This window comes from Anaerovorax odorimutans, from assembly GCF_024459955.1.
In the GTDB taxonomy this organism is placed as follows: Bacteria; Bacillota; Clostridia; order Peptostreptococcales; family Anaerovoracaceae; genus Hominibacterium; species Hominibacterium odorimutans_A.
Window position 1 is genome coordinate 14,286 of sequence record NZ_JANFXK010000015.1, and the last position, 15,161, is coordinate 29,446.

Consider the following 15,161-nt stretch of genomic DNA (forward strand, 5'->3'; position numbering starts at 1 on the left):
TTTTTATTCTCCTCCAACTCCAAAATCTGTATTTTCCAGCAAAATATCGACGCGCTCGTTATCCCGGTACTGCGGATAAATCTGTTTTTCAAATACGGTCATCACTTGGCGGTCCGGCTTTATGGGTGTGGAATTTTCCGTCATCAAGTTGACGCACACCCGCCTGAAATAGGCAAGGCCGGTCTCAATATCTCCGCGCATGGAACGTTCCGTCTGCCCCGTCAGCCCGAACAGCAGGCAGACTTCATCGGCAAAGCGGGCGATTTCCCGCGGCTTCGCATGTTCCATTCCTTTCAGCAAAACATCATCCCGAAACGCTGCATCAAAAGTTTCCACTCCCATTTTTACAATCACCTCAACTCCGGCTCCTGCGAACCGCTGCCGGATTTCGGCCAGGCTGTGCCGGTCCTGCCAGTGACACTCTATATGAAGCCTCTTAATATGACGCTGCCCGCAGATCCGTAGGATTTCTTCCACCGTCTGTTCATCCAGATCGCAGAAGCTGCCTGAGTTGATGGTTTCCAGATTGCCATAGGTTCCCTTCACCTTTGCCAGTTCTTTCTTATTGAGTTGAAAATTTTCTTCCTCATCGCATGAAAAATCCAGGTGATAATCGCAGAAACTGCACTTTCTCCACTTGCAGCCGCTGCCACGCAAAAGCACGATTTCCCTGGGATTTTTCTCTGTTATGACGCTGTATCGGTTCATCGGATGACCTCCATAATTGCAACAAAAAAGGTGCCTTTCAAAAGCACCATCCAAAATGACAGCAGGTTCTCGCCGCCTGCTGCGTTTCCCGTAGTTTTGTTTAGAGACAGGATGGTTTCGAACTGTCTTATTAAGCTGTTACGGTTATTCAGTATACCCCCTTTGTCCGTTCGTTGCAAGCACAAATTTTTCTCTACATATTTTGATTGAGAGATGGCCGGCCGGCTGATCGGCCTGGGCCTGAGGCCGGCGCTTTTTGCTTTGAAATTGAACTGGAGCGGACAAAAACTGTGGGTTTGCGGGTTTTACGGATTTATTTTTTGGAAATTTCCATTTAAATTTGACCTGCAAGGGCGAGAAACGTTGAAAAAATATCCGCTTTGACCTCTTTTTTTGGATGAAAGATCCGAAAATAATTTAGCACATTACAAGGGGAAATTGGACAGACATTTCTTTCTGGCAGGGTGCAGCCTTTTTAAGTAATGTCGATATTTGTTCAACAACGGATTTATTTCGACTTTGTTGTTGATGTATTTCCAAGGTTTACGGGCTGTGCAACTGTTCAAACCGGCATATTGATCGAGTTTTTGTGCTTGTAGGCTCTGTATCCTTGAAAAAAGGTCAACAAGAACTCAGTTTTTTGCTGCGTGTTGATGAAAATTGCAATTTGTCTTTCGGAGCCTATCCGATACAAATGGCTGTACATAAAGTCATATAAAAATCCCAATTTATGAAAAACTGAGGCCATTTAATTTCCATAAATTGGTTGATTCGGTGCCGCAGATATGGTAAAATATTACATGTAAATAAATGTAATATTTTGTTCGAGCAGGAAAATTTCCTTGCCTTCATCAAGCAAACTGGTATACTAAAAGGAGAAAGAAATTGGAGAAAAAGAAAGAACTAAAGGATTTAAATTTACTGGATCGATTTTTGTTTGCCGAAGCCGTAGAGGACCCGGAGATTCTGCAGGATATGCTGGAAATTATCTTGGGAAAAGATATCGTGCTGAAGCATCTGCCCCAGACCGAGAAGGAAGGCCGCCGGGCGGCCTGGAGCCGTCAGATCCGCATGGATGTGTGGGCCATGGATGAAAACGAAGCCATCTATGACACGGAGGTACAGAAGAAAAACACCCACAACTTGCCCAGACGGACTCGTCTGTACAACGGACTCATCGACAGCAAGCTGCTGGAGTCAGGGGACATCGAATACAATAAGATGAACGACGTGTACATCATTATGATTATGCCCTTTGACCTGTTCGGCAAGGGACTGTACCGTTACACTTTCCGCATGACCTGCAAAGAAGCGCCCGGGCTGGAACTGGACGACGGGGCTACGAGGATCTTCCTCAACACCAGGGGAATCGACCCTGCGGGCGTCAGCGAGGAACTGATCGCTCTGCTGCGATATTTTGAGGACACGTCCAAAAAAGTGGCGGAGAGCTCTTCCAGCGGAAAGATTCTAAAGATGCAGAAAAAAATCGAACAAATCCGGTCCAGCGAGGAGATTGGAGTGAAATACATGAACGCGTATGAGGAGAGACTGCTGGAGTTGCAGGAGGCCAGAGAGGAAGGGCTGAAAGAAGGCCGGGAAAAAGGATTACAGGAGGGCCAGAAAAAAGCCAGCAAGGCAATGGCAATCGAATTGAAAAAGCTGGGCCGGCCCCTGGAGGAAATTTCGAAGGTCACGAAGCTGAGCATTGAGGAAATTGAGGCCTTATAAGAATGGGCCGTCTCTATCTGTCCGAAACAGCAAATTCAAGATTAATTGCGTATTTACAAAAGAAGGAAAATCAAATTTCCATTATAACGAAAACAAAGTATACCTATGATCCGGTTTCCTCCCATCCCGATATCTATATCTGCGGTATGGGCCCGGGACAACCGGTCTTTTTTGGTTTGCCTGAAAAACTGGGACCGGACTATCCGGCAAACATCATTTACAATGCCGCCTGCACAGGTAAATTTTTTATCCATAATTTAAAATATACGGATTCTGAGCTGCTTGCGCTGGCCGGCAACATGGAAAAAATCCACGTCTCCCAAGGATATACGAAGTGCAACATTGTAATTGTTGATGAAACGTCTATCATTACCGCAGATCAGGGAATATACCGAGCCTGCCGGGATAAACTGGATGTCCTCTTAATCAGCCCGGGCCACGTGAAGCTATTGGGGTTTCCTTACGGGTTTCTGGGCGGAGCATCGGGCCGAATTGGGAACGAGATCGTATTTAACGGAAATCTGGGAAAACACCCGGATTATAAAAGTATCGCGGCCTTTGTCGAAGACCGCGGTTTAAAGCTTAGTTATTTTGATGAATATGATCTGGAGGATATCGGGAGCATCATTGAGGCAAAATAGCCGTTTACTAACGAAACTCTATAACCATTTGCTTTCTCCATCCCTTTGTCAGGACTTGCAAAGTAGCGATATCCGCACTTCTATTACTGCCCGCTGGTTTCCGGGGGTGCCACCATGTTCTGGAACCGCTGCAGGCTTTGACCCATGGACATTCTCACCCTCGGCAGCAGCAGAGGGTCCATTCCCGGTTTCGCTTTTCCGCCTTCTGTTGTCACTGCGCAGAGAAAGCCTGCTTCCTCCAGAATGTCCCGGCACTGCTGGGTATAATCCCCATAAGGATACGCAAAGGCTTCTCCATTGCCGCATATTTCGATGGATTTTTTCAAATCCTCCAGGGCGTCTTCCTTGGGCATTGCTGTAAAAATACCTCCATGGCCGATATTGCCTCCCGGCCGATGCATGTTGTCCGAATGGGATTGGTAGCTCACATACTTGCTCTGATATTTCTTTACCTTTTTTTCTCCATCCTCAGAAGTAATCATAAAACAGGTTGCCGGTACCTGACATTTTTCCAACACTGGAATCCCCACTTTCAGAAAACTTTTAGCTCCGTCATCAAAGCAAAGGACAATGCTCTTTTCCGGCAGCAGCAGTTTTCCGTCTGTATAATCCCGGACTTCCTGCCATGTGGGGAAATAGTAGTCTTCCGATTTCAGCCAGTTCAGCTCTTCTTCTAAATCATGGGCTTCGATATAGTTTCCGAAACGATGGTTGAGATCATCGGGCGGATCGTTCCTGTCATATACATAATGATACATACAGATGGGAAGCCCCGGCGTCTGGTACTGGGTATTGGGCTGTACTTTGACCTGTCTCGTGACCGTAGTGCTTTTTCCATTTCCATCCGCCACCGTATAGGTAATCTGTGTTTTTCCTGATTTTCTTATATCGGGCATGTCCACTTTTACCTTCTTCGTTAAATCATTTCCCTTGCTGTCCTCAGCGGAATAGCCCGGGTCTTTAAAATCTTCTCCCAGCTTCACTTCCAGAGGATTTTTACCTTTCAATTCTAAGACCGGATTCATTTTGTCTTTGACAGTAATATGCCTTTCCACATCCAGATTGCCCAGCGTATAAGTAATTGTATAGGTTCCCGGCTTTTCCAGATTGAGATCGCTTTTGGTCTCTATCTGCCCGCTCACGTCCTTACCGCCCTTCTTTGCCGATGCTCCTTGATCCTCGTAGGTCTGACAGAGATTCAGCTCTACCTCTTTATCTCCGTTGAGCACCAGAAAATACTGGGTCTGATAATACACAAAAATTCCTGCCGCTGCCAATACAACCAACAGCGCCAGGCAAATCACCACAACCTTTGTCCGTCTTCTCGTCTTCATCTTTCCTTCTCCTCCACACGTTATCATTAAAACCGATGCCGCTCCACCCAATTGCCATCACATTCCCCCCGCAATTTGGGTCCGGCACACTAAACCAGCAACGCCGCACCAATCCGATGCGGAGATTATAATATGCGAGCATCGTCGAGCATATTTCAATAAACGCATCCTTACGGCAACGCCGTATCAATCCGATGCGTTTATTATACGAACCAGATCTCAGCCTTTTTTAAGCAATATGCTTATTTGTTCAACAACGGATTCATTTTTCTTTTGTTGTTGATATATTTCTAAAGTTTGTGGGCTCTTCTCCTGTTCAAAACTGCGTATTGAGCGAAATTCTGTGCTTCCATACCCTGCACCCTTGAAAAAAGTTCAACAAGAACTTGGTTTCTCGCTGTATGTTGATAAAAATAGCAATTTGCCTTTGGGGCTCTTTTTCATAAAGGTCAGGTTTCTTTCACGAAAAAGCAATCCCGGAAACTAACCCCGATTTTTCAAAAAGCTACGCAGTTTCCAACAATCCTGCGAACTACAAAACGGCTGGTAGCACAAATCTTCATTTTTTTACGATTTCAGATACCCCAGCGCCCACAGCTTTGCGTAACTGCAGCAGTTGTAATTGCAGCGGGCCAGCAGGACGGCGGGATATCGGGCCTCCCCTCCTTCAAATATCAATAAACATTCGGCCTGTTCACCCATTAGTCGCAGATCCTGCTTCCCCTCCCCAAATGTCAATAGCCGTCCGGCAGCTGCATAATTTTGATACTTTTACCGCGCTTTTGGAAAATAGAAACGGCTAAATATCAATGGAGCGAATTTTATTGTACTATTTTGATAAATTTATCCAAATTTCACCATGTTTTTCCCTGAAACTATCATTGAGCCTCGATAAAATTGCACGTTTTGATATTTATCCCTATTTCCCAACGAAACCCCAGACCGAACTATCATTTTTTTATGTTTTTCGGAGTCTATTTGATACTTACGTTATTTCCAATACAAATCGCCGGACACCCGGACATAAAGTCACAATATGCCCCCTCAACCATCCACCAACAAACCCAACCTTACGGCAACGCCGTACCAATCCGATGCGTTTATTATACCATATCTCCAAATTTATGTTAAAATAAACTTATGAAAACACATGCAATCATACCAATTTTCATCCCCCACCAGGGCTGTCCCAATGACTGCGTCTTCTGCAACCAGAAGAAAATCACAGCCAGACAGCCGGATATGGGCGAAGGTGAAATAAAAAACACAATTGAAACCTGGCTGACCACGCTGACGGACCGTCCAGGCATCGAAACCGTTGAAATCGCTTTTTTCGGCGGCAGTTTTACTGGCATCCCTCTGGAAAAGCAGTCCCAATATCTAAAAATCGCCCACAGCTACAAGAAAAACGGGCTTGTCGACAAGATTCATCTTTCCACCAGGCCCGACTATATTGACGAGCGAATTTTGGACAATCTGAAAGCTTACGAAACCGATGTGATTGAACTGGGCGTTCAATCCTTTGATGACGATGTACTCAAAGCTTCGGGCCGGGGCCACAACAGCGAGGTGGTCTACAAAGCCAGCGAGCTGATCCAGGAATACGAATTTGAACTGGGCATTCAGTTAATGATTGGCCTGCCGGAGGACTCCATGGAAAAATGTCTGTACTCTGCGCGGGAGACAGTGAAAATCGGGCCGTCACTGGCCCGCCTCTATCCGACGATCGTCATCGAGGATACGGAGCTGATGGAGCTGTACCGATCGGGCCGCTACACGCCTCTGTCCACTGAACAGGCCGTGGAAATCACCAAGGAAATGTACAAAATACTGACAGGCGCGGGCATCAACATCATTCGCGTGGGCCTTAAAAGCTCGGACTTAATCAAAGAGCACGGGGAAATTGAAGGACATACCTTTCACCCCGCCTTTCGCCAGCTGGTCGAAGGAGCCATTGCCCGAGAAAAGATGGAGTGGCTTTTGCAGGAAAACGTTACAGCAGTCGAAAATGAAGAATACAAAGAAGCCCCCTGCTATCAGCCGTTTTCCTGCAAAGAAGTCACCTTTTTCAGCAGTGAAAAATGGTTTTCCAACATGATTGGCCACAAAGGCCGCAACAAAGCTTTTTTTGCGAAGCAGTTTCCCGACCTGACCGTTCACTACAAAACTTGCAATTTAAAGGACGGTTCCATTGCCATTGCTGTTGCAGGCTGCCCGCATCTTGTGGTAGAATAGTTAAGTTATGAAAGAGCTTATTAAACAATTTTTGCGCTTTACAGCGACAGGAGTGACCTGCTTTGCCCTCGACTTTGGCCTCATGGTCTTTTTAAAAGAAGTCGCCGGCTTCCACTACCTGATCGCATCGGGGATTTCTTTTTGCGCAGTTGCCGTAATTAACTACAGTCTCAGCGTCAAATGGGTCTATTACACCAAGGACAAAAGTCTCAACCCGATCGCCTTTTCGGTGTTTCTCGTCCTCAGCGCCATCGGCCTTCTTTTGACCCAGCTTCTGATGTGGTTTTTTGTGGACGGACTCGGTCTCTATTATATGCTGTCAAAAGTTGTTTCCGGCATCATCGTCTCTTTTTACAATTTCTTTACCAGAAAGAAATACCTGGAGCGATGAACGAATAAACTGAAATTTAGGAGGAATTATGAAAGCAGTAATCACAGTAATCGGAAAAGATATGGTGGGAATTCTGGCCAAGGTGAGCGGCACCTGCGCCGATGTCAACGCCAATGTGGTAGAAGTGACCCAATCCATCCTGCAGGACTATTTTGCAATGATTATGCTCATCGACATACAAAAGATGAACTGCGATCTGGATGAACTGAAAGCCAAGCTGGAAGAAAATGTCCCAAGCATGCAGATCCACGTTATGCACGAGGACATCTTCAATTCCATGCACAGAATTTAAAGCCACTGGAGGAATGAAACTTTGATCAATATGAATGACATCATGGAAACGATCACCATGATACAGGAAGAAAATTTAGACATACGAACCATTACCATGGGCATTTCCCTTCTGGACTGCTGCGACGGAGATATTGACCGTTCCTGTCAGAAGGTATATGACAAGATCTATCGCTGCGCCAAGGATCTGGTGAAAACCGGCGAAGACATTGAAAAGAAATACGGAATTCCCATTGTCAACAAACGGATCTCCGTCACCCCTATCGCCATGCTGGTAGGTGCTTCCGGCGGCGACCCTGTCAAATACGCAAAGGCCCTTGATAAGGTTGCCAAGGAAGTGGGCGTAAACTTCATCGGAGGATATTCCGCTCTGGTACAGAAGGGCTTTTCGCCTGGAGACAAAGCGCTGATCGAATCCATTCCAAGGGCCCTGGCGGAAACGGATTTCGTCTGCTCCTCGGTTAATATCGGATCCACCAAGACCGGCATCAATATGGACGCGGTAAAGCTGATGGGCGGCGTTGTCAGAGAAGCGGCCGAGCTGACGAAAGACAACCAGTGTATCGGAGCCGCCAAGCTGGTGGTGTTCTGCAATGCTCCCGAAGACAATCCCTTCATGGCCGGAGCATTCCACGGGCCGGGCGAGCCGGACTGCGTAATCAACGTGGGCGTTTCAGGCCCCGGCGTTGTACGTTCAGCGCTTGCCAAGATGCCGGAGGACGCGGACTTGACCGAAGTTGCGGATAAGATCAAAAAGACTGCTTTTAAGATTACCCGTGTCGGTCAGCTGGTGGGAACAGAAGCCTCCCAGCGTCTGGGCGTGCCATTTGGGATCATCGATCTGTCACTGGCCCCTACGCCGGCCATCGGTGATTCTGTAGCTTATATTTTAGAAGAAATCGGTCTGGAGCAGTGCGGTGCTCATGGAACTACCGCCGCCCTGGCCATGCTCAACGACGCAGTAAAAAAAGGCGGCGTTATGGCTTCCTCCAATGTGGGCGGCCTGTCGGGAGCATTTATCCCAGTCAGCGAAGATGCGGGAATGATCAGCGCGGCAAGGGCTAAAACCCTTTCCATTGAAAAACTGGAGGCCATGACCGCCGTATGCTCCGTGGGGCTTGATATGATTATCATCCCTGGAGATACGACACCGGAAGTCATCTCTGCTATAATTGCCGACGAAGCTGCCATCGGTATGGTCAATTCCAAGACTACAGCCGTAAGAGTAATTCCCGCTGTCGGCCTTGAAGAAGGAGAAGAACTGGATTTTGGAGGACTTCTGGGCAATGGACCTGTTATGAAGCTGAATACCAAATCTCCGGCTAAGATGATTAACCGCGGCGGCCGGATTCCTGCGCCGCTGCAGAGTCTGAAAAATTAAAAAGGGGTGTTATCGCAATGTCACTTGGATATAAGAAAGTGCCGTTTTTAAACTTACCTACCCAAATGGAATATCTGCCGCGCGTCTCCTACGACCTTGGAATCAATTTGTATCTGAAACGGGACGATCTGACCGGATACGGCATGGGCGGCAATAAACTGAGAAAGCTGGAATACTTTTTATACGATGCGCAGCAGCAAGGCGCTACCATGCTGCTGACAGTAGGCGGCGCTCAGACCAACCACGGCAGGCTTACTGCCGCAGTGGCTGCCAAATACGGATTAAAATGCGTTATCGTTGCCATCGATGAGTATCCGGACGAGGTTTCCGCCAACATTCTTCTGGACCGAATGATGGGTGCGGAAGTTATTTTAAAGGAAGACGATCATATACGCCCCCAGAGCGTCCAGTCCCAGGAGCTGGCGGCAGTCATCAAGGAGCGCTATGAATCTCAGGGGGAAAAGGTTTACTTCATTCCCATGGGAGGCTCCAATGAACTGGGTATTCTGGGCTATTACGACTGCGCCCAGGAGCTGACGATTCAGGCCGCGGAGATGGGCATTTCCGACAGCCGCATCATTACGGCAGTCGGCAGCATGGGCACTTATATGGGTCTGTTCTGCGGACTGAAAGACATCGAATCCCCTCTTTCCCTCACAGGCGCTTTGATTATGCCCTATGAGGAAAGCGTCCGCGCTTTTGCCAAGAACTATTTTGATAAGGTGAAGGAGCATTACGGATTTGAATTCGATGCGGAGAAATCGGATTTTCATATTGATGAAGATTACGTTTATGGAGAATATAACAATGCTGTACCGGAGGTCCGGGAGGCGATTTACCAGATGGCGAGAAAAGAATCCATTATTCTCGATCCCTGCTACACGGGAAAAGCTTTCAATGCCATCTGCCAGATGGTGCGGGACCGTAAGATCGAACAGGGTGAAACCATCATCTTCTTACATACCGGCGGGCAGCCCGGCATCAATACCCCGCATCATCGCATCGAGTTTGAACGCGAATTGATCGACGGAGTCAAAATTCTCTAAACGATTAAAGGAGCTTGTACCTATGAAAAAGCTGAGAATGCTGTGGGCGATCCTCAAGCGGACCCATGCGGATAAGATTTTGTTTACCTTCATCATTAATCTGTTTGTGGTGGCGCTGCTGATTCTTCTGGTGGAGCCGGATATTCACAGATATATCGACAGTCTCTGGTACTGCTATGTGTCAATTGCTACCATTGGCTTTGGCGACATCGTGGCGGTGACGATTCTGGGGCGGCTGCTTACCGTCTACTTATCGCTGCACGCCATACTGGTCATCGCCATTATCCCCGGCGTTATTGTCAGCTATTACACGGAAGTGGTCAACCTGCGCGAACGGGAGACTGTCACCGTGTTTCTGGACAAGCTGGAGCATCTTCCCGAGCTTTCAAAGGAAGAGCTGCAGCAGCTTGCCGATAAAGTAAAAAAGTTTAAATGAAAAAACTGTCTGCGGCTTCACATAAGACCGCGGACAGTTTTTCTTTATCCCAGAATTCCCAGATGGTCCAGCAAAATCTTAATTCCCATGAGGATCAATACCGCTCCGCCAAAAAACTCCGCTCTGGATTTATACCTGGTGCCGAATACATTTCCAATCTTCAGGCCAATAGCCGAAAGCACAAAGGTTATCGCGCCGATAAAGGAAACAGCCGGCAGAATCTCCACCTTCAGAAAAGCGAATGTCACACCTACGGCCAGCGCATCGATGCTAGTAGCCACCGCAAGTGGCAGCATGGTTTTGAAATTAAATGAATCGTTCAGTTTCTCCTCTTCACATCTGCGGGATTCCCGGATCATGTTGAGTCCGATCAGAGTCAGCAGCACAAAGGCGATCCAGTGATCCACGCTGGTGATGAGCGATTGAAACTGCTTTCCCAGAAAATAGCCGGCAGCCGGCATCAGGGCCTGAAAGCCTCCGAAATACAGGCCCGTAATGATAACATGCTTCACTTCCACCCTGCCTACCGACAGTCCCTTGCAAATGGACACCGCAAAGGCATCCATCGACAGACCGACAGCGATCACAAACAGCTCCCATATGCTCATACTCTTGCCTCCTATCCTGCTCCTATACCTGTAAAAGATCCGCTCCATCGAAAAACGAGACCCATCTGCATACGAAAATACAGATAAGTCTCGTCATTTAATACTAAGCCAGGAATCTCTTCCAGTATGTTGACTTGGTCACGCCGAAACGCTGACTACTCCCTTATTGAAAATAAGTTTAACGGATTTTCCGATAAGTTGCAAGGGAAATTTGTCCTTTTTGTCACTCAGGCTTTTTCATCTGAAAATTCTATTACAACGGCCCGCACTGACGTATAGTCCTTCAAAGCTTTCCCATCCGGGTAATCTCCGACCCCAATGATCAGGTCCGGCTCCTTCCCCGGCTCGGATTCCGCCACCATATGCAATGCGATTTCCTCGTGCAGCTTGATCGGCTTCTTTCCCTTGAGCTGCGCGGACGAGATATCCTTATCTCCGGAAAATTTTCTCAAACCCGGATCTATATTGGCAGCCATAGAATTCTCACCGTCTGTCAGGGCGACGCGCACGGTTTTGCCGCCGTTGGAGTAGATAACCATGATTTCCCCCGTCTTTCCGGTTTTCATCTGAAAACTGTCCGAAATCTCTTTCCACTTTCCCGTATCCCCGCTGTACTCCATAATTTTCACGTGGGCCGATTTAACGGTGTCATCGACTTTGTACTGCAAAAGACCTGTTGTGACTTCCTGGTCCAGGCCCGCTATTTCCATCAGATCTTCTTCCCCGGCTGTCATATCTTTTAGCATGATCTCCATCATTCCCGGCCCTTCATTTGCGGCGCTGTCCGTGCTGCCGCCGGAGCTGCTGCTTTTGCTGCTCCCGCATGCCGGCAGCAAAAGCATTACTGCCACTGTAATGATTACAAAGAGTTTCTTTTTCATATTAGGCCTCCTGACTTCAATCAGCCGGTTCACTGCTGAAATTTGCTACTATAGCCCTGATATACTTATAATCTTTGTATTTACTCGTATCCGGATAAGCCGCGAGATCTGGTGATTTTCCACCATCAGCAGCTTCTGTATATGTCATATGCAGAGCAATATCCTTGTCTCTTTCCAGCGGCGATGAGATTATTTGTTCGTCAGTTATGGTTTCATCTTCTGTGACATTCGGCAAGGGTTTTATCCCCCATTCACTTTGTGCTGCCGGACCGCTTCCACTGATCGTAACCGCCATGTGAATCATCGTGTAATCCACTGAAAAAGTGACAAGAATGTCGCCGCTCTCACCGGCCCTCAGCTTGTATTTATTGATACAACTCCACTTTCCTTTATCAGCTCTGTATTCCATAAGCTTAAAAGTAACGGATTTTACCTGGTCATCGCCCTGATATTGCAACATCCCCGTCGAGTTTGAGTCGGAAATTCCCGCCATGTCCAATGCATGAGCAGCTTCCGGTGACAATTCTTTTTTACAGATTTTCTGCTCCGGCTCACTGGCGGCGGCCGGTTGTTCTTCCGAATTGCCGCATCCGGCTGCGGCAAAGACAAAGGCCACAGCCAACGCGATAGCGAAAAGTTTCTTTTTCATATGAAGTTTCCTCCTTCTTATATACACCAATACACTTATCTCATATTCTTATTGTACTATGAAAAGTCAGAAACTTCAATTTATTCATTCTTTATTTTACCAACTTATAATACTCTCTGGCTGTCAAACTGTAGACAAGTACATAGATCACAACGAACACCAGAATCGTCACCGCCGTACAGGTTATGAAGAGTCCGATATCCGTCAGCTGGAGGGCTGCCAACAGCTTGCTCATCATATTGAAGGAGCCCGCCACATGGATAACCGCGACGATCAGCGGCAGGAAGAATACCAGAAGGATCTGGCTTTTGATCGATTTCTTTACTTCCGTCTGGCTCATACCCACTTTCTGCATGATGTGATACCGCTCACTATCCTCATAGCCCTCTGTAATTTGTTTATAGTAAATGATCAGCACCGTAGCTACCAGGAAGAGGAAGCCCAGAAAGATTCCCACAAACAGCAGGCCGCCATATATTCCGTGGAGATCCGCCGATACTTCACCCTTTTCCTCTACATTGATCCGTCCCGGGGTTTCCTTTGACAGCTCCTCCGCCGCTTTGGCCGCCCGGGCTTTGGACGCTTCGGACAAATCGATTCCAATATAGTAGCCTTCATTTATCGGAGCACTGTTGGCGCTTTTCAGGATCTGATTTTTGACCTTGTCGTTTGCCACCAGTACAAAGTAGACGTCCACCATGCTGCCCAGTTCCGGCGCGCTCATAAAATCCGACGCCCCGTCTTTCACACTGAAGGTTTTTCCGCCAACTTTGAGGACTGACTCGGTGACATGTTCATCGCCGCCGACGATAATCTCATCATCGGCCAGCGGGCCGTATTTTGCTTCCAGGGAACTTCCCTCTATGGGGATCACGTACATCTCCGCGAATTCCTCCTCCAGGGAAACCCGGGAAGCCGGGGCCAGACTGCCTTCTTCTTTTATTCCGGAAGCGGACAGATAATCGTACTGAATCATATCCGTCACATCGATATTGTGTTTCTCCATAGTGGCCGTCACCTGATTCTGCAGCTTTTGCTGTTCCTTCTGGCTCATCTTGACATAGCTTCTGATCTGAATATCGTTGGGCATGTTTTTATTAATGACGCCTTCCACTCCCATCTGCATGGAAACGGTAGTAGCGATCGTCACCAGCACCATTGTGCTTAGAATGCAGATACTGGCCAGCCCTGCCGCGTTGCGCTTCATCCGGTACAGCATCCCGGATACGGACGTAAAATGTTCCGTCTTATAGTAAAACTTTTTGTTCTTTTTCAGCATCTTCAGTAAGGCTATGCTGCCCGCCGTAAAGAGCAGATAGGTGCCCAGGATTACCAGAATCACTGCGATAAAGAAGTTGAGCAAAGCCTGCAGCGGTGAAACGATGGACAGCGCCAGGTAATAGCCTATGCCCATAGCTGCCGCGCCTATAAGTACCAGCAGCCATTTTGTCTTTGGCTCTTTTTCGCCCTGCCGCCCGCCTGCCAGCAGCTCAATGGGGTTGGAAAGCCGTATGCGGCCCAGGTTGCACAAAAGCACCACAAAAAAGATGATACCAAAGACAATCACAGTTGTCAGGCAGGCCGGAAGGGAAAACACATATTTCATAGGAATAGTCACCTGCATAATCTTGAGCACCAGCAGGAAGGCCAGTTTCCCCAGAATAATGCCGCTCAGGAGCCCGATCACCAGCGATAAGACAGAAGTAATCAGTGTCTCCAGTAAGAAGACTTTTCCTACATGGCGTTTGGCCATGCCGAGAATGTTGTAAAGCGCCAGTTCTTTTTTCCTCTGTTTAATCAGGAAACTGTTGGTATAGAACAGGAAAATCGCAGAAAAAATACCGACGATCCCGCAGCCAAATTCCAACATGCCTTTCAGCGAAGCGCCGCCCAGCAGTTTAGTCACGTCCGGGTTGTAAACAATCGCTGACATAATGTAAAAAATCATAATGCTGATAACGCAGGTCAACATGTAAGGAACATAGTTTTTAGCGTTTTTCTTTATATTGCTCAGCGCCAGGCTGCCATAAAAAGACTTATTCACGACTGCCACCTCCTGTGGAGAGAGCAGTCAGCGCCGTTGAAATTTTCTGGTACATCTGGTCGCCCGTCATATCGCCTCTGTAAATCTGATGAAATACTTGTCCGTCCTTGATAAAGAGTACTCTGCCGGCTTTGCTGGCCGCCTGAATACTGTGGGTAACCATCAGGATGGTCTGTCCGTCTTTGTTGAGCTGTGAAAACTGGTTGAGCAGCTGATCCGATGCCCGGGAATCCAGGGCGCCGGTCGGCTCATCAGCAAGAATCAGCTTTGGCTCCGTAATCAGCGCTCTGGCAATGGCTACCCTCTGCTTCTGTCCGCCGGAAATTTCATAAGGATATTTTTTAAGGATATCGCTGATCCCCAGCTTCTGAGCGATCGGCTGCAAGCGGGCAGCCATTTCCTTATGGGAAACTCTGGCCAGCACCAAGGGCAGATAAATATTGTCCTCCGCGGAAAAAGTATCCAGCAGGTTAAAGTCCTGAAAGACGAAACCGAGATTGTTTCTCCTGAATTCGGCGATATCCTTTTCTTTAATGGAAACAATGCTCTTTCCCTCCAGCAACACCTCGCCCTTTGTCGGTTTGTCCAGCGCCGCTAAAATATTGAGCAGTGTGGTTTTCCCGGAGCCCGATTCCCCCATGATGGAGATGTATTCCCCCTGGGCCACGGTGAAGCTGACATCCTTGAGCGCCCGCACCTTTTGACCTCCAAAGCGGGTCGTATAAATTTTTTCAATGTTTTTTACATCCAGTAGTGACATATTCTGTCCTCTCCTTTCCCTCTTTTCA

15 protein-coding genes are annotated in these 15,161 nt (G+C 47.7%); 8 read left to right on the forward strand and 7 right to left on the reverse strand.

Annotated features, from left to right (window positions below):
* Positions 1-3: 3 nt before the first annotated feature.
* The gene (locus NE619_RS12780) at positions 4-708 is read right to left on the reverse strand and encodes a radical SAM protein (RefSeq protein WP_256132816.1); all 705 of its coding nucleotides are present in this window, start codon (positions 706-708) and stop codon (positions 4-6) included.
* A gap of 885 nt (positions 709-1,593) precedes the next feature.
* On the opposite strand from NE619_RS12780, the gene NE619_RS12785 reads away from it, so the two are divergent.
* Positions 1,594-2,436, forward strand: a complete 843-nt coding sequence (locus NE619_RS12785) for an Rpn family recombination-promoting nuclease/putative transposase (protein ID WP_256132817.1) — start codon at positions 1,594-1,596, stop codon at positions 2,434-2,436.
* Between the two features lie 2 nt (positions 2,437-2,438).
* On the forward strand, positions 2,439-3,077 hold the full coding sequence (locus NE619_RS12790; protein ID WP_256132818.1) for a DUF6873 family GME fold protein: 639 nt from the start codon (positions 2,439-2,441) through the stop codon (positions 3,075-3,077).
* An 83-nt stretch (positions 3,078-3,160) separates the two neighbouring features.
* Here NE619_RS12790 and NE619_RS12795 read toward each other — a convergent pair whose 3' ends face one another.
* Complete coding sequence (locus tag NE619_RS12795; RefSeq protein ID WP_256132819.1) at positions 3,161-4,411, reverse strand: immunoglobulin-like domain-containing protein; 1,251 nt, start codon at positions 4,409-4,411, stop codon at positions 3,161-3,163.
* Between the two features lie 1,140 nt (positions 4,412-5,551).
* Here NE619_RS12795 and NE619_RS12800 point away from each other — a divergent pair.
* The 6 genes from NE619_RS12800 to NE619_RS12825 are packed head-to-tail and all read left to right on the forward strand — an operon-like array spanning position 5,552 to position 10,191.
* Complete coding sequence (locus NE619_RS12800) at positions 5,552-6,646, forward strand: elongator complex protein 3 (RefSeq protein ID WP_256132820.1); 1,095 nt, start codon at positions 5,552-5,554, stop codon at positions 6,644-6,646.
* Positions 6,647-6,653: 7 nt separating this feature from the next.
* Positions 6,654-7,037 (forward strand): GtrA family protein, encoded by a 384-nt coding sequence (locus tag NE619_RS12805; RefSeq protein ID WP_256132821.1) that lies wholly within the window; start codon positions 6,654-6,656, stop codon positions 7,035-7,037.
* Positions 7,038-7,065: 28 nt separating this feature from the next.
* Entirely contained in the window at positions 7,066-7,329 is a 264-nt protein-coding gene (locus tag NE619_RS12810; RefSeq protein WP_256132822.1) for an ACT domain-containing protein, read from the forward strand.
* A 21-nt stretch (positions 7,330-7,350) separates the two neighbouring features.
* Complete coding sequence (locus NE619_RS12815; RefSeq protein ID WP_256132823.1) at positions 7,351-8,709, forward strand: PFL family protein; 1,359 nt, start codon at positions 7,351-7,353, stop codon at positions 8,707-8,709.
* A gap of 17 nt (positions 8,710-8,726) precedes the next feature.
* On the forward strand, positions 8,727-9,755 hold the full coding sequence (locus tag NE619_RS12820) for a 1-aminocyclopropane-1-carboxylate deaminase/D-cysteine desulfhydrase (RefSeq protein ID WP_256132824.1): 1,029 nt from the start codon (positions 8,727-8,729) through the stop codon (positions 9,753-9,755).
* Between the two features lie 22 nt (positions 9,756-9,777).
* The gene (locus NE619_RS12825; protein WP_256132825.1) at positions 9,778-10,191 is read left to right on the forward strand and encodes a potassium channel family protein; all 414 of its coding nucleotides are present in this window, start codon (positions 9,778-9,780) and stop codon (positions 10,189-10,191) included.
* Between the two features lie 44 nt (positions 10,192-10,235).
* Here the strand turns inward: NE619_RS12825 and NE619_RS12830 are convergent, their stop codons facing one another.
* From NE619_RS12830 to NE619_RS12850, 5 genes are all read right to left on the reverse strand, one after another.
* Positions 10,236-10,799: a manganese efflux pump MntP family protein gene (locus NE619_RS12830; RefSeq protein ID WP_256132826.1), complete on the reverse strand. Its 564-nt coding sequence runs from the start codon at positions 10,797-10,799 to the stop codon at positions 10,236-10,238.
* 227 nt (positions 10,800-11,026) lie between these two features.
* Positions 11,027-11,680: a hypothetical protein gene (locus NE619_RS12835; RefSeq protein ID WP_256132827.1), complete on the reverse strand. Its 654-nt coding sequence runs from the start codon at positions 11,678-11,680 to the stop codon at positions 11,027-11,029.
* A 16-nt stretch (positions 11,681-11,696) separates the two neighbouring features.
* Positions 11,697-12,329 (reverse strand): hypothetical protein, encoded by a 633-nt coding sequence (locus NE619_RS12840; protein WP_256132828.1) that lies wholly within the window; start codon positions 12,327-12,329, stop codon positions 11,697-11,699.
* A 91-nt stretch (positions 12,330-12,420) separates the two neighbouring features.
* Positions 12,421-14,373: an FtsX-like permease family protein gene (locus tag NE619_RS12845; RefSeq protein WP_256132829.1), complete on the reverse strand. Its 1,953-nt coding sequence runs from the start codon at positions 14,371-14,373 to the stop codon at positions 12,421-12,423.
* A complete protein-coding gene (locus tag NE619_RS12850) occupies positions 14,366-15,133 on the reverse strand; it encodes an ABC transporter ATP-binding protein (RefSeq protein WP_256132830.1) in 768 nt (255 codons plus the stop codon). Before NE619_RS12850 ends, NE619_RS12845 begins: the two co-directional genes overlap by 8 nt.
* Positions 15,134-15,161: the final 28 nt, after the last annotated feature.

Excerpts from the sequence above, each read along its gene's own strand:
- NE619_RS12800 (WP_256132820.1), top strand. The coding sequence starts at position 5,552 with ATGAAAACACATGCAATCATACCAATTTTCATCCCCCACCAGGGCTGT.
- NE619_RS12825 (WP_256132825.1), top strand. The coding sequence starts at position 9,778 with ATGAAAAAGCTGAGAATGCTGTGGGCGATCCTCAAGCGGACCCATGCG.
- NE619_RS12795 (WP_256132819.1), bottom strand. The coding sequence starts at position 4,411 with ATGAAGACGAGAAGACGGACAAAGGTTGTGGTGATTTGCCTGGCGCTG.
- NE619_RS12835 (WP_256132827.1), bottom strand. The coding sequence starts at position 11,680 with ATGAAAAAGAAACTCTTTGTAATCATTACAGTGGCAGTAATGCTTTTG.
- NE619_RS12820 (WP_256132824.1), top strand. The coding sequence starts at position 8,727 with ATGTCACTTGGATATAAGAAAGTGCCGTTTTTAAACTTACCTACCCAA.
- NE619_RS12840 (WP_256132828.1), bottom strand. The coding sequence starts at position 12,329 with ATGAAAAAGAAACTTTTCGCTATCGCGTTGGCTGTGGCCTTTGTCTTT.
- NE619_RS12790 (WP_256132818.1), top strand. The coding sequence starts at position 2,439 with ATGGGCCGTCTCTATCTGTCCGAAACAGCAAATTCAAGATTAATTGCG.
- NE619_RS12780 (WP_256132816.1), bottom strand. The coding sequence starts at position 708 with ATGAACCGATACAGCGTCATAACAGAGAAAAATCCCAGGGAAATCGTG.
- NE619_RS12810 (WP_256132822.1), top strand. The coding sequence starts at position 7,066 with ATGAAAGCAGTAATCACAGTAATCGGAAAAGATATGGTGGGAATTCTG.
- NE619_RS12830 (WP_256132826.1), bottom strand. The coding sequence starts at position 10,799 with ATGAGCATATGGGAGCTGTTTGTGATCGCTGTCGGTCTGTCGATGGAT.
- NE619_RS12805 (WP_256132821.1), top strand. The coding sequence starts at position 6,654 with ATGAAAGAGCTTATTAAACAATTTTTGCGCTTTACAGCGACAGGAGTG.
- NE619_RS12850 (WP_256132830.1), bottom strand. The coding sequence starts at position 15,133 with ATGTCACTACTGGATGTAAAAAACATTGAAAAAATTTATACGACCCGC.